The organism is Sinorhizobium alkalisoli, assembly GCF_008932245.1.
Lineage (GTDB): Bacteria > Pseudomonadota > Alphaproteobacteria > Rhizobiales > Rhizobiaceae > Sinorhizobium > Sinorhizobium alkalisoli.
On sequence record NZ_CP034909.1, the window covers coordinates 645,065 to 665,732 of the forward strand.

General features: G+C 62.3%; 14 protein-coding genes. 7 read left to right on the top strand and 7 right to left on the bottom strand.

Features of this window, described 5'->3' with window-relative positions; all coding sequences use genetic code 11:
- Positions 1-161 precede the first annotated feature (161 nt).
- From EKH55_RS03150 to EKH55_RS03160, 3 genes are read left to right on the top strand one after another with little or no spacing between them, the layout of a single operon-like run.
- The gene (locus EKH55_RS03150) at positions 162-863 is read left to right on the top strand and encodes a response regulator transcription factor (protein ID WP_069460510.1); all 702 of its coding nucleotides are present in this window, start codon (positions 162-164) and stop codon (positions 861-863) included.
- Entirely contained in the window at positions 860-2,251 is a 1,392-nt protein-coding gene (locus EKH55_RS03155; RefSeq protein WP_069460511.1) for a sensor histidine kinase, read from the top strand. Before EKH55_RS03150 ends, EKH55_RS03155 begins: the two co-directional genes overlap by 4 nt.
- A 28-nt stretch (positions 2,252-2,279) precedes the next feature.
- The gene (locus tag EKH55_RS03160; protein ID WP_151610962.1) at positions 2,280-5,237 is read left to right on the top strand and encodes a bifunctional [glutamine synthetase] adenylyltransferase/[glutamine synthetase]-adenylyl-L-tyrosine phosphorylase; all 2,958 of its coding nucleotides are present in this window, start codon (positions 2,280-2,282) and stop codon (positions 5,235-5,237) included.
- A gap of 66 nt (positions 5,238-5,303) precedes the next feature.
- Here the strand turns inward: EKH55_RS03160 and EKH55_RS03165 are convergent, their stop codons facing one another.
- The gene (locus EKH55_RS03165) at positions 5,304-7,622 is read right to left on the bottom strand and encodes a PAS domain-containing sensor histidine kinase (RefSeq protein ID WP_069460513.1); all 2,319 of its coding nucleotides are present in this window, start codon (positions 7,620-7,622) and stop codon (positions 5,304-5,306) included.
- Positions 7,623-7,918: 296 nt separating this feature from the next.
- Positions 7,919-10,579 (bottom strand): aminopeptidase N, encoded by a 2,661-nt coding sequence (pepN, locus tag EKH55_RS03170; RefSeq protein ID WP_151610963.1) that lies wholly within the window; start codon positions 10,577-10,579, stop codon positions 7,919-7,921.
- A gap of 395 nt (positions 10,580-10,974) precedes the next feature.
- Here pepN and EKH55_RS03175 point away from each other — a divergent pair, with 395 nt between their 5' ends.
- Entirely contained in the window at positions 10,975-11,913 is a 939-nt protein-coding gene (locus EKH55_RS03175) for a DMT family transporter (RefSeq protein ID WP_069460514.1), read from the top strand.
- A 3-nt stretch (positions 11,914-11,916) separates the two neighbouring features.
- On the opposite strand, the gene EKH55_RS03180 is transcribed toward EKH55_RS03175, so the two are convergent.
- The 5 genes from EKH55_RS03180 to EKH55_RS03195 form a co-directional block, all read right to left on the bottom strand.
- Positions 11,917-13,206, bottom strand: a complete 1,290-nt coding sequence (locus tag EKH55_RS03180; RefSeq protein WP_069460515.1) for an MFS transporter — start codon at positions 13,204-13,206, stop codon at positions 11,917-11,919.
- Between the two features lie 200 nt (positions 13,207-13,406).
- A complete protein-coding gene (locus EKH55_RS29300) occupies positions 13,407-13,547 on the bottom strand; it encodes a hypothetical protein (RefSeq protein ID WP_192803740.1) in 141 nt (46 codons plus the stop codon).
- Between the two features lie 67 nt (positions 13,548-13,614).
- Complete coding sequence (locus EKH55_RS03185; RefSeq protein ID WP_106407928.1) at positions 13,615-13,791, bottom strand: hypothetical protein; 177 nt, start codon at positions 13,789-13,791, stop codon at positions 13,615-13,617.
- Between the two features lie 142 nt (positions 13,792-13,933).
- A complete protein-coding gene (locus EKH55_RS03190; protein ID WP_069460516.1) occupies positions 13,934-14,809 on the bottom strand; it encodes a uracil-DNA glycosylase in 876 nt (291 codons plus the stop codon).
- A 49-nt stretch (positions 14,810-14,858) separates the two neighbouring features.
- The gene (locus EKH55_RS03195) at positions 14,859-16,145 is read right to left on the bottom strand and encodes an Hsp70 family protein (RefSeq protein WP_069460836.1); all 1,287 of its coding nucleotides are present in this window, start codon (positions 16,143-16,145) and stop codon (positions 14,859-14,861) included.
- A 245-nt stretch (positions 16,146-16,390) separates the two neighbouring features.
- Between EKH55_RS03195 and EKH55_RS03200 the strand changes: the two genes are divergently transcribed.
- The 3 genes from EKH55_RS03200 to EKH55_RS03210 all read left to right on the top strand — a co-directional run bounded on the left by EKH55_RS03200 (position 16,391) and on the right by EKH55_RS03210 (position 20,664).
- Positions 16,391-18,055 carry an electron transfer flavoprotein-ubiquinone oxidoreductase gene (locus EKH55_RS03200; RefSeq protein WP_069460517.1) on the top strand — a complete coding sequence of 555 codons (1,665 nt, stop codon included), beginning with the start codon at positions 16,391-16,393 and terminating at the stop codon, positions 18,053-18,055.
- A 546-nt stretch (positions 18,056-18,601) separates the two neighbouring features.
- On the top strand, positions 18,602-19,600 hold the full coding sequence (locus tag EKH55_RS03205; protein ID WP_069460518.1) for an ABC transporter substrate-binding protein: 999 nt from the start codon (positions 18,602-18,604) through the stop codon (positions 19,598-19,600).
- Between the two features lie 176 nt (positions 19,601-19,776).
- The gene (locus EKH55_RS03210) at positions 19,777-20,664 is read left to right on the top strand and encodes an ABC transporter permease (RefSeq protein ID WP_069460519.1); all 888 of its coding nucleotides are present in this window, start codon (positions 19,777-19,779) and stop codon (positions 20,662-20,664) included.
- Positions 20,665-20,668: the final 4 nt, after the last annotated feature.

A 20,668-nucleotide genomic window follows, 5' to 3' on the forward strand; every position in this document is an offset into this window, starting at 1 on the left:
TGGTCGAAGGATCTTCCCCGCCCGCGTCTCGGCGCGTGGCCGAACCGCCGCGATCGTCGCGGCGGCTTCCGTTTCGACCCGATCTGCTGCGGCCCATGACACCGCGGCGTTCGGGCTGCTTGCGATCCGAAACCGGTTGAGACGATCAGAGGTCCGGGATTATGGTCATGCGTATGAAGATTCTCATTGTTGAAGACGACCTGGAGGCAGCGGCCTATCTCGCCAAGGCGTTTCGTGAGGCGGGTATCGTTTCCGACCATGCAAGCGACGGCGAGAGCGGCCTGTTCATGGCAAGCGAAAACGCCTACGACGTGATCGTGGTCGACCGGATGCTGCCGCGTCGCGACGGACTGTCGCTGATCTCCGAGCTCAGGCGCAGGGATGTCCACACGCCGGTGCTCATCCTCTCCGCTCTCGGCCAGGTCGACGATCGCGTCACGGGCCTTCGCGCCGGGGGCGACGACTATCTGCCGAAGCCTTATGCCTTCAGCGAACTCCTGGCGCGGGTTGAAGTGCTCGGCCGGAGAAAGGGAGCGCCGGAGCAGGACATGGTCTACCGCGTCGGCGACCTCGAACTGGACCGGCTCTCCCATTCGGTCAGACGGCAGGGCAAGGAGATTTCACTGCAGCCGCGCGAGTTCCGCCTGCTCGAATATCTCATGAAGAATGCAGGCCAGGTGGTCACGCGCACCATGCTGCTCGAGAACGTTTGGGACTACCACTTCGACCCTCAGACCAACGTCATCGACGTCCACGTCTCGCGCCTGCGCTCGAAGATCGAGAAGGATTTCGACCCGCCCCTGCTCAGAACCGTTCGGGGCGCAGGTTATATGATCAAGGACGACCAGGCGTCTGAAACATGAGCAGGTTCGGCGTTCTGTCCAGGACGACGGCGGTCAGGCTCTCCGCACTCTATCTCGTACTCTTCTCCCTTTGCGCCGCCATTCTCGTATTCTACGTCACCGGCATGTCCGAACGTCTGCTGGAACAGCAGACGCGCGAAGCTGTCGCTGCCGAGGCGTTACAGATCGAGGGCGTGTACGAGCGTGCCGGCATCAGCGGCCTGCTGCGGACACTCGAACGCCGTGCGCGCCAGCCCGGCGCCAATCTCTATGTCATCGCCGGCCCGGCAGGGGAAATACTCGCCGGCAATGTGGCCAGTCTTGAACCCGGCCTGCTCGATGACGCGGGCTGGACACCCGAGCCGTTCCGATACCGCCGCTTTACCGACGAGAGCCGCGCCGATAGTCATGTGGCGCTTGCCCAGGTGATCGTGCTCGACAATGGCCTCAGGATCCTGGTCGGCCGCGACCTGCAGGAGCCGGAGAAGTTTCGCGTCCTCGTCCGTCAGGCCCTGGTGGTCGCCCTCGGCATCATGGGGCTCGGCGCGCTGGTGATCTGGTTCGGCATCGGACGTAACGCCCTGAAGCGCATCGACCGCATGTCCGAGGCAAGCACCAAGATCATGGGGGGCGACCTGTCGCAGCGCCTGCCGATGAGCGGATCCGGCGACGAGTTCGACCGGCTTTCGGAATCGCTGAACACGATGCTCGGCCGCATCGAGAAGCTCAATGAAGGCCTGAAACAGGTGTCCGACAACATCGCGCACGACCTCAAGACGCCGCTGACACGACTGCGCAACAAGGCTGAGGCGGCGCTTGCCAGCCGCGAAAATCAGAGCGCCTCTCTCGAGGAGATCATCGCCGAGTCCGATCAACTGATCCGCACCTTCAATGCGCTCTTGATGATTTCGCGCGTCGAGGCAGGATCCGCCGTTGCGGAGATGAGCGAAGTCGATCTGACCGGCATCGTCGCCGATTGCGTCGAACTCTACGAACCGCTCGCGGAGGAAAGTGCGCTACGGCTGGAGACCGCCATCGAGCCCAAAGTGACAGTTGCGGGCAATCGCGAGCTTATCGGTCAGGCGCTGGGCAACCTACTCGACAATGCCGTCAAATATGCCGAGGGGGCGGAAAATCCGCTGATCCGGGTGGAAATGAAGGAGAGCGAGGGCAATGTCCTGCTGTCGGTTGCAGACCACGGCCCCGGCGTTCCGGCCGGCATGCGCAGCGAGGTCCTCAAACGGTTCGTGCGGCTCGACGAGAGCCGATCGAAGCCTGGGACCGGGCTCGGCCTCTCGCTTGTCGAAGCGGTCATGGAGATGCACCATGGCTCACTGGAACTCACGGCGACTGAACCGGACGGCACGGGATTGACGGTACGCATGGTTTTCCCGACCGCTTTGGCCTGATAGATCGATTGTGATGGGGAGGGATTGGATGCAGGCGGCGAGGGAAAGACGGCTGTCCGATATCGATGCGGTGCACATCCGGCCCGGAAGTCAGGCCGAGGCGAAGGCGTCGCTTGCCGCTCTGAAGGACGCGGCCAAAGGGCGTGAGGCACTCACTGCGCTGCTGGCCTCCGAAGCACCGCTCAAGAACTTCCTCGTCGCCGCTTTCGCGCTCTCCCCCTTCTTGCGCGATACGCTCGGCAGCCACCCGGCCATTCTCGAGGCTTTGCTTGCCGAATCCCTGCCTCTATTTCTCGAGCGACGGATCGATGCCGCGCGGGTGGCATGGAAAGCGGAGGGGACGGGCGTGGCACTGCCGGACGCGGAAGTGATGTCGCGGCTGCGGCGAGCCAAACGCGAGATTGCCTTCGCCATCGCCCTTGCCGATCTCGCCCGACTCTTCGACGGCCGGGAAACGACGCGCTGGCTGAGCGATTTCGCGGGCGCGGCTGTGTCTGCGGCGGTCGATCACCTGCTGTTGAGCGCAGAGGAGAGCGGCAAGTTTGCATTGAAGGACGCGGCCAAACCGAGCGCCGGTTCCGGCCTTGTCGTGCTCGGTATGGGCAAGCTCGGTGCGGCGGAACTCAATTATTCCTCCGACATCGATCTCGTGGTCTTCTACGATCCGCAATCCGTCATCCTGCTGCGACCCGACGAGGCGCCGGAGACCTTCGCGCGGCTCTTGAGACGGCTGGTCCGCATCCTGCAGGAGAGAACCGGCGACGGTTACGTTTTCCGCACGGACCTGCGCCTTCGCCCGGATCCGGGTTCCACCCCGCTCGCGATCCCCGTCGAGGCGGCGATGCTCTATTACGAGAGCCGGGGCCAGAACTGGGAGCGCGCCGCCTTCATCAAGGCGCGGCCGGTCGCTGGCGACCTCCAGGCAGGCGAGCGTTTCCTCAAGGAACTGACACCCTTCGTCTTCCGCAAATATCTCGATTATGCGGCGATCGCCGATATCCACTCGATCAAGCGGCAGATACATGTGCACAAGGGTCACGGCGAAATCGCGGTCAAGGGGCACAATATCAAGCTCGGCCGCGGTGGCATCCGCGAGATCGAGTTCTTCGTCCAGACGCAGCAACTGATCGCCGGCGGACGCATGCCGGCGCTTCGGCTGCGCGCGACCGAAGCGATGCTGCGTGCTCTCGCAGATACCGGCTGGATAGATCCGGGGACGGCGGATGAACTGATCGACGCCTATTGGTTCCTGCGCGATGTCGAGCACCGGATCCAGATGGTGCACGACGAGCAGACGCATCTTCTGCCCGAGACGGAGTCGGAGTTGAAGCGGATCGCCTGCATGCTCGGTTTCAGCGACACGGCCTCTTTCGCGGCGCAGTTCTCCGGCATCTTGCGGACGGTCGAGCGGCGCTACGCCCAGCTCTTCGAGCAGGAGGCGCGGCTTTCGAGCGAGACAGGCAATCTCGTTTTCACGGGCCAGCAGGACGATCCGGACACGCTGCAGACGCTGAAGAAGCTCGGTTTCGAGCGCCCGTCGGATATAGCCCGCATCATACGCACCTGGCACTATGGTCGCTACCGGGCCACTCAGTCCGTGGAGGCGCGCGAACGGCTGACGGAGTTGACACCGGAGCTTCTGCGCGTCTTCGGCGAGAGCCGGCGTGCCGATGAGGCGCTTCTGCGCTTCGATCAGTTCATCTCCGGGCTGCCGGCGGGCATACAACTTTTTTCCTTGCTCGGCAGCAATCCCGGGCTTCTGTCGCTGATCGTCAACATCATGTCTTCGGCCCCGCGTCTTGCCGATATCATCGCCGCCAAGCCACATGTCTTCGACGGCATGCTGGATCCGGGGCTTCTCGCCGAGCTTCCGACGCGTGACTATCTTGCGCCGCGAATTGCCAATTTCGTAGCCGGCGGCCGCCACTACGAGGATGTGCTCGATCGCCTGCGCATCATCGCGGCCGAGCAGCGCTTCCTGATCGGGATCAGGCTCCTGACGGGAGTGATCACCGGACCGCAGGCAGGCCGGGCCTTCACCGATCTCGCCGACCTGATCATCGCCTCCGCGCTCGAGGCGGTGCTCGAAGAGATCCGCGCCGTGCATGGCCGCTTCCCCGCAGGGCGGGTCGCGATCGTCGGCATGGGCAAGCTCGGTAGTCATGAGCTGACGGCTGGTTCCGACGTGGACCTCATTCTGCTCTACGACTTCGATGATGAGGCGTCCGTATCCGATGGCGCCAAGCCGCTGGATCCGGTCCGCTACTTCACCCGCGTGACGCAGCGACTGATCGCCGCCCTTTCCGCGCCGACGGCGGAGGGCATTCTCTACGAGGTCGACATGCGGCTAAGGCCGTCGGGCAACAAGGGTCCGGTCGCAACGCGCATCAGCGCCTTTGCCAAATACCAGCGAAACGAGGCCTGGACCTGGGAGCATCTGGCACTGACGCGTGCGCGCTGCATCTGCGGAGATGCCGGTCTGATCGGCGAGGCGGCGGCGATTTTCGCCGAGGTGCTCTCTAAGAGGCGCGACATCGAAAATATCCGCAAGGATGTCGGGGAGATGCGCGCGCTGATCGAAAAGGAGAAGCCGCCGCACGACATCTGGGATTTCAAGCTCATCCCCGGTGGTCTCGTCGACATCGAGTTCATCGCGCAATATCTGGCGCTGATCGCGCCGGCCAAGGGCGTGAAGCCGCTGCCCCCAGGAAGCCACACGATGGAGGCGTTGAAAACGCTCGGCGCCGCTCTCATGGATGCAAACGACCTCGATACCACGTTGGAGGCGCTTTCGCTGTTCACCGAGATATCGCAGATTGTCCGCCTTTGCATAGATGGCGATTTCGATCCGCGAAACGCGCCGTCGGGTCTCGTCGACCTCGTCTGCCGGGCGGGCGACTATCCCGACCTGAAGCATCTCGAGGCCGACATACGCCGCCTCTCCAAGGCGACGCGCCGAATATTCCAGTCGATTGTCGCAGGCTAGCGCCTCATGCTTTCCGAAAATCGAACCGATCTGTGGAAAAGGGCGCTGCAAAGACCGGAACCCACCTCAGGCGCGATCGGGAATCCTGACGGAGATGATCGTACCGACGCTCTCGGCCGAATGGATTTTCATCGTTCCGCCGTGCAGGCGCGTCAGCGAGCGGGAGATCGCAAGGCCGAGGCCGGACCCGCCCTTGCTCTTGGCATACTGGCTCTGAACCTGTTCGAAGGGCTGGCCGATTTTTTGCAAGGCATCCTTCGGGATGCCGATGCCGGAATCGGCAATGGTCAGCGTTACGGCGCCGCGGACTTTGCGCGCCCTCAAGGATATCCGCCCGCCTTCATTGGTGAACTTCACAGCGTTGGAGAGGAGGTTGAGCAGCACCTGTTTCATTGCCCGTCGGTCGGCGAACATCGTCAGACCGGAGGACACCTGCTGTACGATCCGGATATTCTTCTGCTCGGCCGGGATTGTGGTGAAGCGCAGCGTTTCCTCGATCAATGGTGCAAGGTCGATCCTCTCGCGTGCGATCCGCATGTGCCCGGCCTCGATCTTCGACATGTCAAGAATGTCGTTAATGACGTTGAGCAGATGCTTGCCGCTTTCGAAGATATCACGGGAATATTCGTGGTATTTCTCCGAGCCGAGCGGACCGAACATCTGGTTCTGCAGTATCTCCGAGAAACCGAGGATGGCGTTCAGCGGCGTGCGCAACTCATGCGACATGTTGGCGAGGAATTCCGACTTGGCGCGGTTTGCGGCCTCTGCCCGCTCCTTTTCCGCCTGGTAATTGGAATTGGCGACCGAGAGCTCGGCCTTCTGTCGTTCGAGCGTGATGCGCGAGGCGGAGAGATCGCCGATCGTTGCCATCAGCCGCCGCTCCGATTCGCGCAGGCGCACCTGATGGCGCTTCAGGAGCGTGATATCGGTGCCGACAGACACGAGACCGCCGTCGCGTGTACGCCTTTCGTTGATCTGCAGCCAGCGCTCGTCGGCGAGTTGCACTTCGCTGGTTTGCGAGTGGTTGCTGCGGTCCGGATCCGCCACCCGCCGCTCGACGACCGGCTTTGCCGCGGCAGCATGCACGACCGCGCGCTCGGTTCCCGGCACGAGCACGTGGTCGGGCAGCTGGTAGGCCTGCTGAAAATGGGTGTTGCACATGACCAGACGGTCGTGCTTGTCCCAGAGGACGAAAGCTTCCGAAGTGCACTCGATGGCGTCGGTAAGCCGCTGGTCCGCCTCCGCATAGCGTTGCGCGAGCCGATGCTGCTCGGTCACGTCCATAGCAATGCCGATGAGGTGAGCCCGGCCCGAAACGGTGCGGATGACCTGCGCCCGGGCGCGGAGCCAAACATAATGGCCGTCCGCATGGCGCATCCGAAACACCTGGTCGATCTGGCGTTCGTTGCCCTTGGCGATCGCCCGCGCCACCCGATAGATGCTGCGGTCCTCCGGGTGCATGAGCCGTGCGGCGTCGCCAAAGGACAGGACGCTGCTGTCTCCCGGCATGCCGAGCATCTCGTACATCGAGCGGGACCAGAACAGGCGCCGGTTGGCGAGGTCGAAATCCCAAAGGCCGCATCGGCCGCGTGACAGCGCGGTTTCGACGCGCAGGTTCGATTCGGCGAAGATCGCATCGGCATCGCGCGCGCGCTTGGCTTGGATGTAATAGGCATAGAGCACGACGAGCAGGATCGCCGAAATCCCGGCAAACAGGGTCACGTTGAGGGAAATGTCATCGCGCCAGGCAGTTTCGAACTGGGAAATCGGTGTCGCCGCCACGACCACCCCCGCGGACGCCGGCACCTGCATCACGGCTATGAGATGCCGGGCGCCGTCGATCGGCGCCTTCATGACACTGGAGCCTTCGCCGTAATATTGCTGCATCGCGGCATCGGGCGCGATGGCGGCAAGCGCATGCCCGACAAAGTCCGCACCGCCATTAGTGCCGGCGAAGATGCGGCCGTCCCGGCGGACCAGCAGGAGGAATATACCCGCGTCGAGCGCTTCAGCGGGCAGGTATCGCGCCAGCCGCTGCTCGGCCTCCCAGCGCCGCCCCTCGGAAAAAAGCACCGACCCGTCAGTCTGGAAGGCCGCCGCCGCCGCCGCCGCTGCCAAGCTGACGGTCTGGCGGGAACTCGTCTCCATGCGGGCATGCTCGTCCATGATGCCCGACATGCGCGAAAGCGCTACGATCAGGAGAAAGGCGATGATGAGGACCGGAATGGAGCGCTTGAGGATGGGCTCGGCCTTCGCGAGCTTGCGCGAGGCCGGTTCGGCAAAGAGCTTCACCTGCTCGATGATCTCTCGCTCCAGACCGGCAAGGGCCGGAAATTTGAGTCGCAACCGCCCATCGGCTGCGCTTCCCCGTCGCGCGTCCGCCATCTGTCCCTACCGCCATTGTCGAGTGCGCCCCGGCATGTCTGAATGCGGAGGGACGCTTGATCCTCTCGCTCCGAATCATCCCTTCTCCGGGCGCATGGACCGGATGCAGGCTGTTTCAGTGATTCGGCGCACCGTTCGCCCGAATCTGCCTCAATGAATCACACGGCGATTCGCCTTGTCTAGAGGCGATGGTGAAGATTTGTTAACCATTTTTCGTCGTTGGAAAGTCATAGCGCGACCGGAATGCCGTTCGTGCGCCAGGCTGGACAATGCGGGCAAATGTGCCCGCATCCTGGTCACGCCCGCCCTTCGTCCTGCAACATTCGCTCGACGATGTCGCTCACATCGGCGGAGAGGCTTGACGCCGCGGCGATTTCCTTGAGAGCGCCGCGAGCGTGTTCGGCTCTCGTCTGCTCCAGCGAGCGCCATGAACGCATCGAGGTTAGGATGCGCGCCGCAAGCTGCGGATTGCGGGGGTCGATCGCCAGGATCTGCCGCGCCAGGAAGCGATAGCCTTCGCCATCGGCGCGATTGAAGCCCGTGGGATTGGAGAAGGCATAGGTGCCGACGAGGGAGCGCACGCGGTTGGGATTGCTGGCATTGAAAAGCGGGTCAGACATCAGCGTCTTCACCCGGTCCAGAGTGGCCGGACCCGGGATAGTCGCCTGGATGGCGAACCACTTGTCGATGACCAGTGCATTGTCGGCAAAGCGCTTCTTGAAGGCGGCTAGCGCCTCCGCCGTCTCTTCCGCGTCCGGGAAGCGCTGTGCAAGCAGTGTCAGCGCCAGGCTCAGATCGGTCATGTTGTTGGCAGAGTGGAAAGCGTCCGCCGCCCTTTCCGGCCGCCCGTCGCCATAGACGAGGTAGGAAAGGGCCGCATTACGGAGCGAACGCTGGCCGGCGCTTGTGGCATCCGGACGGAACGGGCCGGGCAATGCCATGTCGTCGGCAAGGCGCTCGAAGGTGCTCCGGCCGGACGCGGCAATGGCAGACAGGATTGCCTGGCGGCCCGCGTGAATAGCATCGGGATCGTTGTCGTGGCCGATCTCGCGGGCGATGTCGGCCTCGCTTGGAAGGGAGAGGACCTGCGAGCGGAAGGCCGGCTCCAACCGATCGTCGCCGGCGGCGGCCAGCAGACCCTCGACGAGCAACTCGTCGCAGGTGATCGGTCGTGCCCCGCGAGCTTCGCCAGCAGCTTCGACCAGATTGTCCAATGCCATCGCGTTCAGCGCCTGCCAGCGGGCGAAAAGATCGACCTCGTGGCGGGCGATCAGGGCCCGGTCCTCGGCGCTCTGTTCGATGTGGACATTGATGGGCGCGGAAAAGCCGCGGTTGAACGAGGGGACGGGGCGCGACGGAATGCCGGAGAAGACGACTGTCTGCCTCCGTTCCGTCAGGTGGATTACGTCGCCGGTGACGTCCGCACCCGAAGCGCGTTTCAAGGTGGCCTCGCTACCGTCCTCAAGAAGCAGGCCCACGCGGAGCGGGATGTGCATCGGCCTCTTGGCGGATTGGCCAGGCGTCGGCGGCACCGTCTGTTCCAGGGCAAGGGTGAAGGTCTGCGCGGCCGTGTCGTAGGATCCGGAAGCGCTGACCAAAGGCGTGCCGGCCTGCTCGTACCAGAGAGAGAACTGGCTGAGGTCTCGTCCGCTTGCATCCTCGAAGCAGGCGATGAAGTCCTCGATCGTCACGGCCTGGCCGTCATGGCGATCGAAATAGAGATCCATGCCCTTCTTGAAGAGATCGCGTCCGAGGATCGTGGCGATCATACGCGTCACCTCGGAGCCTTTTTCATAGACCGTCGTCGTATAGAAGTTGTTGATCTCGCGATATTGCGCCGGCCGGACCGGATGGGCGAGCGGCCCAGCATCCTCCGGAAATTGTTCCGATTTCAGGTGCCGCACCTCGGCGATGCGCTTGACGACGCGCGAGCGCATGTCGGCGGAGAATTCGTGGTCGCGGTAGACGGTCAGGCCCTCTTTCAGGCAGAGCTGGAACCAGTCGCGGCAGGTGATGCGGTTTCCCGTCCAATTGTGGAAATACTCATGCGCGATGATCGCTTCGATATTGGCGTAATCCGTATCGGTCGCCGTTTCCGGATCGGCGAGCACGTATTTGTCGTTGAATACGTTGAGCCCCTTATTCTCCATGGCGCCCATGTTGAAATCGGAGACGGCAACGATCATGAAGATATCCAGATCGTATTCGCGGCCGAAGACTTCCTCGTCCCATTTCATAGCGCGTTTCAGCGCGTCCATGGCGTAGGCCGCGCGCGGTTCCTTGCCGTGCTCGACATAGATCTTCAGCGCCACTTCGCGGCCCGAAGCAGTCATGAATTTGTCTTCGACGACGCCCAGGTCGCCAGCGACCAGCGCGAAGAGGTAGCTGGGCTTCGGGTGCGGATCGAACCAGGAAGCGAAATGGCGGCCGTCGCCCAGGTCGGCGCCGCCGAGATAGTTGCCGTTCGAAAGCAGGAGCGGCGCCGTCGCCTTGTCGGCAATGATGTTGACCGTATAGACGGCGAGCACATCCGGGCGGTCGGGAAAATAAGTGATGCGGCGAAAGCCTTCAGCCTCGCACTGCGTGCAATAGACATTGCTTGTACGATAGAGCCCCATCAGCTTGGTGTTGGATTCCGGCGACAGGACTGTCGTCACCGTAATCTCGAAAGGGGCCGTCTCCGGCAGTCCGCGGATCTTCAGCGTATCGTCCAGCACATCGTAAAGTGCAGCGGGTATTTCCTCCTGATCGAGCAAAAGACCGGTCATGGTCAGTTCGTCGCCGTCGAGCACCAGGGGGGCGGAGGGGTTGGCGCCTTCGCGTCGATGGAAGATCAGACGTGCCTCGACTTTCGTCTCCTTCGGGTCGAGCTCGAACGTCAGGTCCACCCTCTCAAGAACGAAATCGGTCGGTCGGTAATCTTCCAGATGAACGATCTGGCCGGTATTTGTCCGCATGGTCAGTCCCGCTTTCGCCCCGCTTCCGTTGTAGAGGGCGCCTGTGATGGTGAAAAGGCCCAGGGGCAAGAATCTGCGTTTGCGAATGCCGTCGACCGCACTTCCGGCACAAACGCGCCGCCGATGTCCCTCCCGCTCCCTGTCTCCTGGAGGTTTATCGAAGCGCCACTAACAAGACCTAAATTCCACAGGATTTTTTCGCGCGCGCTGATTGAACCCCTTCTCCACGCGGTAGTCATCACGAAAAAATCGGTTTCATCAAGGAATTTGATCCAACTCCTTCTTCGGGCGGGGCTAGAGTGACGCATCTTACGCGGCGGGTCCGTCGCGTCCTCCCTTAGCCTCGCTCTTCCAGTAATCGGCTGGCCGATGGCAGATTGAAAAAGCGCGTTTCCATGGATGCCGACATACATAGCCCGATGAAGGGAATTTTGCTCAAGGTCCTTTCCGTCGTCGTTTTCCTCTGCATGTCCACCTGCATCAAGGCCGCCGGCAGCGACATCGCGACGGGACAGATCACCTTCTATCGCTCTGCGTTTGCCATGGTGCCGATCCTCGGCTATCTCGCTTTCCGCGGTCAACTGCGCGATGCTTTCAAGACGACCGATATCACCGGCCACCTTGGACGCGGTTTCGTTGGCATACTGGCAATGAGCTTCGGCTTCTACGGGCTCGTGCATCTGCCGCTGCCGGAGGCGATCGCGATCGGCTACGCCATGCCGCTTCTCGCGGTGGCCTTTGCAGCGTTCTTTCTCGGCGAGATCGTGCGGCTTTACCGCTGGACAGCCGTCATCATCGGACTCGTCGGGGTATTGATCATCACCTGGCCACGGCTGACCTTGTTGGAGCAGGGGGGCTTCGGAGAATCCGAGGCGCTCGGTGCCGCGGCAGTCCTGCTGTCGGCAACCTTCGGGGCCATGGCAATGGTGCTCGTGCGCAAGCTGGTGCAGAAGGAGCGCACGCATACGATCGTTCTCTACTTCTCTCTTTCCGCCTCTCTCTTCTCGCTGGCGACGCTGCCCTTCGGCTGGGCCGCGATGTCGTGGACGTCTTTCCTGCTGCTGATGGTGGCAGGCTTTTGCGGGGGTATCGCGCAGATCCTGCTGACGGAGAGTTACCGCCACGCCGACATGTCGACCATAGCCCCGTTCGAATATACGTCCATCGTCCTCGGCATCGTCATTGGCTATTTCCTGTTCGGCGACGTGCCGACGGCGACCATGCTTGCCGGCACTGCGATCGTCGTCGGCGCCGGCATCTTCATCATTTTCCGCGAACGCCGGCTGGGACTGGAGCGGAAGGGCGCTCGTAAGCACATGACGCCGCAGGGATAACGGCTATTGCGCCTGCGTCTCCCATTCGGGGACTGTATCATCCTCGATGATCGGACCAGCTTCCTGCTGGGCGAGCGGGTTCGTCACGTCCGGGCCAGGCGTCGGCAGGACGGTCGTCGCTTGGAAATCGGTTTTGGCGACGAGGCCCTCGTGCTGCTCGCGCTGCCCGATTCGCCAGGCCGCATAACCGGCATAGAGCGCAAAATAGACCGCGAGCACGATGAACAGTGCGGCGGGGCCGAACGCGTCCATAACCGGACCGACGACCAATGGGCCGGATATTGTGCCGAGGCCGTAGGTGATCATCAGCCCTGACGAGATCTTCACAAATTCGTCTGGCTGCGCGAGGTCGTTGGCGTGGGCGACGTTCAGCGCATAGATCGGGAAAAGCACCATGCCGACGCAGCCGGCAAGGGCGTAGAGGATCCAAGCGCCGCTGCCGATTGCGAGCGCCGTGACGAGACAGGAGACGAAGCCAAAGAGTCCGCAGGCGATCATGACGATGCGCCGGTCCATCCGATCAGAGGCCCGGCCGATCGGGATCTGGGAAAGGGCGCTGCCGGCAAGCACCGCGGCGAGCAAGGTCGCGCCCTCCGAGGTCGAAAGGCCGATCTTCTGCGTGAAGACGCCGCCGAGATTGAGCCAGGCGCCGGAGAGCGCGCCAGCGAGAAAGCCGCCGACGACTGCGACGGGTGAGCGGCGGAAAAGACCCGGCAGGTCGAAATTCGCCTGCGTCGGCGCCGCCGGCATCGGCGAGGATGAGAGCGCCGTCGGCAGGAGCGCGAGCGAGAACAGCACGCCGCACAGGATGAACAGGGACGTGTTGGTCGGATCGCCGAGCGGCACCAGATACTGGCCGGCGATCGTTCCGATCATGGTGGTGATCAGATAGAGCGAGAAGAGGAGACCGCGGTTTTCGTTCGTCACACGCTCGTTCAGCCAGCTTTCGATGACGAGATAGCTGCCGGCAATGGCAAATCCGGACACGGCGCGGAAGCCGATCCAGGCGCGCCAATCGACAATGAGGCCGCACATCAGGATCGCAACCGAAAGCAGCGTCATCAGCGCTGTGAAGACGCGGACATGTCCGACGCGCAGGACGAATTTCGGCGTGACGACGCAGGAGAGGGTGAAGCCCAACGTATAGCCCGTCGCGAAAACCGATACGGTGAGTGTCGACCAGTCCTCTGCGACCGAGCGCACCGGAATGACGTAGCTCTGCAGGCCGAAGGCCACCATCATCAGAAGCGTGGATAGCATCAAGCTGAAGACGGACGCGAAATTCGCCAACATTCGGCGCTCCTGGAAACTTCCGACCTCTGCTCAGCCCCGCGGGAGAACAAGGGCCAGCGACCTCCGCGTATCCGAAAGGACGCGCGGCGTTGCGTGTCAAAAAAAGCGAGAGTGGCTTTATTCCCGTTTCCGCGCTCTATCGATTGCGACAGGCCGTGGCGAGAAGACGCAAACCGTGAGCGACCGTGCCGCTGCCGGCGTCAGCTGGGCAGCAGCGGGCTGATCACGTTGCGATGGGCACGCCGGGCATCCGTGACCGAACTCAAGCGGCTATATTCGCGCGAGGCGCGCACTGCGGTACCGATGTCGGCGACCGCGTCGACGAGATTGCGGATAGACATGATACATTCTCCGATCCCGCAGCCTCAGGCGAAGCTGCGGCGGTCTGCGTGGGTCGTTGCCGGGGGATCAGCGCTGGATGAAGTCGGCGTAGATCTGCGTCGGACGCGTGGTTCGGGCAAAGCCCACAGCCGTCAATTGCTCGTTGGTTGCCGTGCCGGATCGATTAAACGGTGCCCGCCGGGCAAAGCTCGCATGGCGGAGCGTCTCAAAGCTGCTGTGGATCGGGCGAAAGCGGGCAGTCATGGTTCAATTCCTTAAATCCATTCCTCCCGTTAGCCCATATTGCAACGCAACATTGCTTTTGCAATGCACCAAAACGCCGCGCAGACATGCACAAACCGCATGGCTTTTTTCATACTTAATTGATGAATCAGGCCGCGTGGCGTCAGGCTCCGATTCTGGCCTTGAAGGCCAGCAGATCCTGCCAGGCGAAGCGCTTGTTGATCGGCGCGGTAACCAGGTCCTGCGGGTGCAACGTTGCCATTGCCGGCGCGGCGTGACCGCCGGCGGCGAGTTCCCGCCACTGCCCCCGCATCTGATGGATCGTCTCGCTACCGCCGTAAAAGAACCGTGCGGTAAAATTGCCGAGGAGGAGCACATGCCTGGGTTCGGCAAGGGCGATCTGTCGCTCGATGAAGGGACGGCAGATGTCCGCCTCGCGGCTGCTTGGCACGCGATTGCCCGGCGGCCGCCAAGGTATGGCATTGCTGAGCAGCACGTCGTCCCTCGAAAGCCCGATGGCGACGAGCATGCGGTTCAGCATGTCGCCGTGTCTGCCGGCGAACGGACGAGCATCGCGGTCGTCATCAGCATAGGGCATCGGCCCAATGATCATAACGGCGGAGCTGGCATTGCCCTCCACGAAAACCAGGTTGCGGGCGCTGTTTCTCAGGTTGCAGCCGGTAAAGGCCTCCATCGCACTGCGCAGTTCGGCGAGCGACCGTGCGCTCTCGGCGGCAAAGCGCGCCTCGCCGATCGCCTGTTCGTCGGGTATGGCGACGCTCGGTGGTGCTGAAGGCGGTGCGGCGTGATCTCTTGTCCGGCTGGCGGGAACTGCTGGTTGCGTTCTCTGTGTGCCCGTGGGGGTCGACTGCCTGGCCTGCGGCGCGGCGCGCCCCTCGGCGCGCCTCGCCTTCATGGCCTCGAACTCCGCCAGCCGGTCGACCGGTGCGTCTTCCAGCAGCCATTCGACGCCCGCCTCGGCATGGAAGGCGAGGAGGGCGGCGAGTTCGGAAGTGGAGAGGTCATTGGCCGAGATCATGGGGCGACTTTAGCAGATCGGAGGATGCGGTCCACCCGCTGTGGGAGCATCAACGCGCTGTCCAGGTCGCGATATCCTCGCGTTCGCCGATAAGCGCCAGGCCATGGGCGATCGACAGGAGTTCGCCGCCGCATTCGATTCGTTCCTCGCTGAAGCGATTCTCGAACAGCCGGCGGACGGCCGGCACGAACGAGGTGCCGCCGGTCAGGAAAATCCGGTCTATCTCGCCGGGAGGCGTCGCGGTCTTCGCCAGCACCGTGTCGAGGGCTTCTTCGATGCGGGCCAGGTCGGGCGCGATCCAGCCCTCGAAATCCTTGCGTCGCACCATCCGGCGTGATCGCTCCCCAAGCGGCGGAAAGTAGAACTCGGTCTCCTCGTCCAGCGATAGGCGCATCTTCGTGGCCGAGACCGCCTGGTAGAGCGGATAGCCCTCATCGTGCTCGACGAGATCCATGAAGGCCTCCAGCTTCTCCGGCTCGAGGCTCGAACGGACGAGCTTCCTCAACTCGGTGAAGTCTCTCAATGTTTTGAAGATCGACAACTGGTTCCACCGGCCGAAATTGGCATAATAGCTCGACGGCACTTCAAGCAGTTTGTCGAAGCTTTTGAAGAGACTCCCTTTGCCGATGAGCGGGGAGACGATATTGTCGATGATGCGGAAGTCGAAGTGATCCCCGGCGATGCCCACTCCGGAATGCCCGATCGGCGTTGCGGTCAGCCGCCCGGCCCCGCGTTCGAAGCGGATGATCGAGTAATCGGTAGTACCGCCGCCGAAATCGGCGACAAGCACGGTTGCGTCGCGCTCAAGCTTTTGTGCGAAGTAGAAGGCGGCCGCGACCGGTTCATAAACAAAATGCACCTCCGGAAAACCAAAACGCAGCAGTGCGCGATTGTAGCGTTCGATCGCCAGCGTTTCGTCGGGATTGGCCCCGGCAAACTGTACGGGTCGGCCGACGACGATCCGTCGAAGGCTGTCGCTCCATTCGCCACCGCCATATTCCCGCAGACGGGCAAGGAAGCCATGCATCAGATCTTCGAAATCATACCGCTTCGCGAAGACGAGCGTGCCATGAAACAGCGCGCTTGCGGCAAAGGTCTTGAACGATTGCAGGAAACGGCACTCGCCGGGATTGTCGATGAACTCTCTTATCGCTGCCTGCCCCGCTTCTATCCGCAAGGGGAGAGGACCCGGATTTTTCAGGAAGGAAAGCGCCGTTCGGGTCGTATCGGCTTTGCCGGCGGGGCTTTCCATGACGATGGAGCGAGTGGAGGCGCCTTCTGCCACGGCCAGTACGGAATTGGTGGTCCCGAAATCGAGGCCGAGTGCGGATGCCATGACGATCTCCATACGTGGGAAAGGGGCCGGCCTCCTCGCACGGGTGCCGGTCGAAAGCAAGGCCGTCCCAGTTTACGTTTACGTGCAAGTAAGTTATACGTGCCTGGCCTAAACTCATCAGGTCATGCGCAAATGCAGGGAAACTCTGTCGCATCCTGGCTCGACAACGCTTGCCACATTTGCCATGACGGAACGATATGGCTGGGAAAGGAGCCGGCGGAAGACCGGCAGGACTGGAGAGCATGATGACCGAGGTACAAGAACTTCCCGAGCGCGAGAGCATGGAATTCGACGTGGTGATCGTCGGAGCGGGTCCGGCCGGCCTTGCCGCAGCGATCCGGCTGAAGCAGGTCAATCCCGAACTCTCCGTCGTCGTCCTGGAGAAGGGCGCCGAGGTCGGCGCGCATATTCTGTCCGGCGCCGTCGTCGACCCGATCGGCATCGACCGGCTCTTGCCCGGCTGGCGTGACGAGCCGGATCATCCCTTCAAGACGGAAGTCACCGACGACCATTTCCTTTTCTTAGGTCCGGCCGGCTCGATCCGCCTGCCGAACTTCCTGATGCCGTCGCTGATGAACAATCACGGCAACTACATTGTATCGCTTGGGCTCGTCTGTCGCTGGCTCGCCGCCAAGGCGGAGGAACTCGGCGTCGAGATCTATCCGGGCTTTGCCGCCACCGAAGTGCTCTACAATGACGAGGGCGCGGTGATCGGGGTTGCCACCGGCGACATGGGCATCGAGCGCTCAGGCGAGCCGGGGCCGAACTTTGCCCGCGGCATGGCGCTCCTTGGCAAGTACACGCTGATCGGCGAGGGCGTGCGCGGTTCGCTCGCCAAGCAATTGATCGCCAAGTACAAACTCGACGAAGGTCGCGACGTGCCGAAATTCGGCATCGGGCTGAAAGAGCTTTGGGAGGTGAAGCCGGAGAACCATAAACCCGGCCTCGTGCAACACTCCTTCGGCTGGCCGCTCGACATGAAGACCGGTGGCGGCTCATTCCTCTACCACCTCGAGGACAATCTCGTCGCCGTCGGCTTCGTCGTTCATCTCAATTACAAGAACCCCTATCTCTACCCCTTCGAGGAATTCCAGCGCTTCAAGACGCACCCGGCGATCCGCGGCACCTTTGAAGGCGGCAAGCGTCTCTCCTATGGCGCCCGTGCCATCACCGAGGGCGGCTGGCAATCGGTGCCGAAGCTGTCCTTCCCCGGCGGCGCGCTGATCGGCTGCTCGGCCGGCTTCGTCAACGTGCCGCGCATCAAGGGCAGCCACAATGCAGTGCTGTCCGGCATTCTCGCGGCAGAAAAGCTGGCGGATGCAATCGCGAGCGGCCGCGCCAATGACGAGCCGGTCGAGATCGAGAAGGGCTGGCGCGACAGCGCCATCGGCCAGGATCTGAAAAAGGTGAGAAACGTCAAGCCGCTATGGTCGCGCTTCGGCACGGCGATCGGCGTCGCGCTCGGCGGCCTCGACATGTGGACGAATACGCTTTTCGGTTTGTCCTTCTTCGGCACGCTGAAGCACGCCAAGACCGATGCGGCCTCGCTGGAACCGGCGGCGAAACACCAGAAGATCGACTACCCGAAGCCGGATGGGGTTCTGACTTTCGACCGGCTGTCGTCGGTGTTCCTGTCGAACACCAATCACGAGGAGGATCAGCCGATCCACCTGCAGGTCAAGGACCCCGAACTGCAGAAGCGCTCCGAACACGATGTCTTTGCCGGCCCCTCGACGCGCTACTGTCCGGCCGGCGTCTATGAATGGGTCGAGAAGGATGGGCAGCCGACCTTCGTCATCAACGCCCAGAACTGCGTCCACTGCAAGACCTGCGACATCAAGGACCCGAACCAGAACATCAACTGGGTGCCGCCCCAAGGGGGCGAAGGCCCGGTCTATCCGAACATGTAATGTTCGGAAGGCGGGCCGCACGGACCCCCGCGAAGAAAGCAGGGCGAAGGCCCGGTCTATCCGAACATGTAATGTTCGGAGGGCGGGCCGCACGGCCCCCCCCACGAAAGCACGGCGAAGGCACGGTCTGTCCGAACATGTAATGTCCGGGGGAAGCGGCTTCATGGATCATCGGTGTAACGCGGAATGGCCGGTCTTCCCCGACGAGGAGGCGGGCCCGTGGACCCGCGGCGGCGGTCGTAATCGGGCGCGAAAAGAGGCGCGGCGCTTCAGCCGGGCAGAAATTAAGTGAAGTTTTTCCGCCAAGGCCTTCAATTATCTAGATGCATGGCTAATATGGCCGTCAGGGCGCTCGCTGACGCAAATGGACAAGTGTTTGCCGGAGAGACTCGCTATCAATGGCAATGGCCGTTGATCGTGAGGATGGATCGATGGCGTGCAGCTGGTTGCGTCCAGGGGCTGGAGCAGGCGCTGTTCCGATGTCCGCCGCGGCGGTAGGGCGAGCAGCCCGTTGCAAACACACCGTCACAACAGAGGGAACCGAAAATGAACAAACTTCTTGCGACGACATTTCTTGCCGCTGGCCTGCTCGGGCTGGGCAGCGCTGCCTCGGCAGCGGAATGCGGCGACGTGACGATCGCCAACATGAACTGGCAGAGTGCCGAGGTTCTTGCTAACGTCGACAAATTCATCTTGACGGAAGGCTACGGTTGCAATGCCGAGCTGGTCGTTGGCGACACGGTGCCGACCATCACCTCGATGATCGAGAAGGGCGAGCCGGACATTGCGCCGGAAGGCTGGGTCGATCTTCTGCCGGATGTCGTCAATCGCGGTCTCGAGGAAGGCAAGATCGTCGGCGCGGCGCTTGCGCTTTCCGACGGCGGCGTCCAGGGCTGGTGGATGCCGAAATACATCGCCGACGAGCATCCGGACATCAAGACGATCGACGACGTGCTGAAGCACAAGGAGCTCTTCCCGGCTCCCGAAGATCCGAGCAAGGGTGCCATTTACAACGGTCCGCAGGGCTGGGGCGGCACCGTGGTAACGACGCAGCTCTACAAGGCCTATGACGCCGACGAGGCAGGCTTTACGCTTGTGGATACCGGTTCTGCCGCCGGCCTCGACGGTTCGATCGCCAAGGCCTACGAGCGCAAGGAAGGCTGGGTCGGCTATTACTGGGCTCCGACGGCGCTGCTCGGCAAGTATGAGATGGTCAAGCTCGACCACGGCGTTCCCGCCGATCCTGCCGAGTGGAAGCGCTGCAACACGGTTGCGGATTGCCCGGACCCGAAGAAGAACGATTGGCCGAAGGACAAGGTCCAGACGCTGGTGACGAAGGAGTTCGCCGAACGCGCCGGACCTGTCATGGATTACCTCAATACCCGCGCCTGGCCCAACGACGTGGTCAACAAGCTGATGGCCTGGATGACGGACAATCAGGCGAGCGGCGAGGAGGGTGCCGAGCACTTCCTCGAGGAGAATGAGGAGATCTGGACCAAGTGGGTTTCCCCGGAGGTCGCCGAAAAGGTCAAGGCCGCCCTCTGATCCACGGCCCTGATATGGAGCGGCGCGCCGGCTTGCGCGCCGCTCGCTTTTTAATGGACACCGCGTTTGCGGTACGGTGAATGCAGCGGCGTGTGTTCCTGAGATGCGCGGCGCTGCCGGCGGCAGATAAGAAGAAGAGTGTGCCGCTTTGACGACATGCGAAGGGGAATCGAGAAATGGAATGGTTGACCAAATTTCCGCACATGGACGACGATCGGCTTCGACAACTCAAGAAACTGATCGATGACGGGTTCCGGACTTTCACGCGCGCCTATGGCGACGCCATCGAGAGCTTTTTCGAACCGCTGCAGTTCTTTCTGATCCAGTCCGAGCGCTTTCTGACGCGCACGCCTTGGCCGGTCATTCTGATCCTGATCGCGCTTATCGCCTGGTTTGCGAGCCGCAATTGGAAGATCGTCGCCGGCTGCGTCGGCACCATGCTGGCCATCGGCTATTTCGACATGTGGGACGACACGATGAAGACGATCTCGATGATTTTCGTCTGTACCGTGCTGTCGATCGCCATCGGCATTCCGATAGGGATCATCATGTCGCGCTCCGACCGGTTCCAGAGCGTGGTCAATCCGGTGCTCGACGTGATGCAGACGATGCCAAGCTTCGTCTACCTCATTCCCGTCGTGATGCTGCTTGGCATCGGCAAGGTGCCGGGCCTGATCGCCGTCGTCATCTACGCCATTCCGCCGATGATCCGCCTCACCAATCTCGGCATTCGCCTGGTCGACAAGGACGTGCTCGAGGCGGCGGACGCTTTCGGCTCTTCCAACTGGCAAAAGCTGAAAAACGTCCAGATGCCGCTGGCTCTGCCGACGATCATGGCCGGCATCAACCAGACGATCATGATGGCTCTCGCCATGGTGGTCATTGCCTCGATGATCGGCGTTCAGGGCCTGGGCCAGCCGGTCCTGAAGGCGATTGCCAACCAGTACTTCACGCTCGGCATCTTCAATGGCATGGCCATCGTCGGCATTGCCATCATTTTCGACCGCGTCAGCCAGGCCTATGGACGCCGTCTGCAGCGGCATCTCGAAATCGTCCACGGCTGAACCA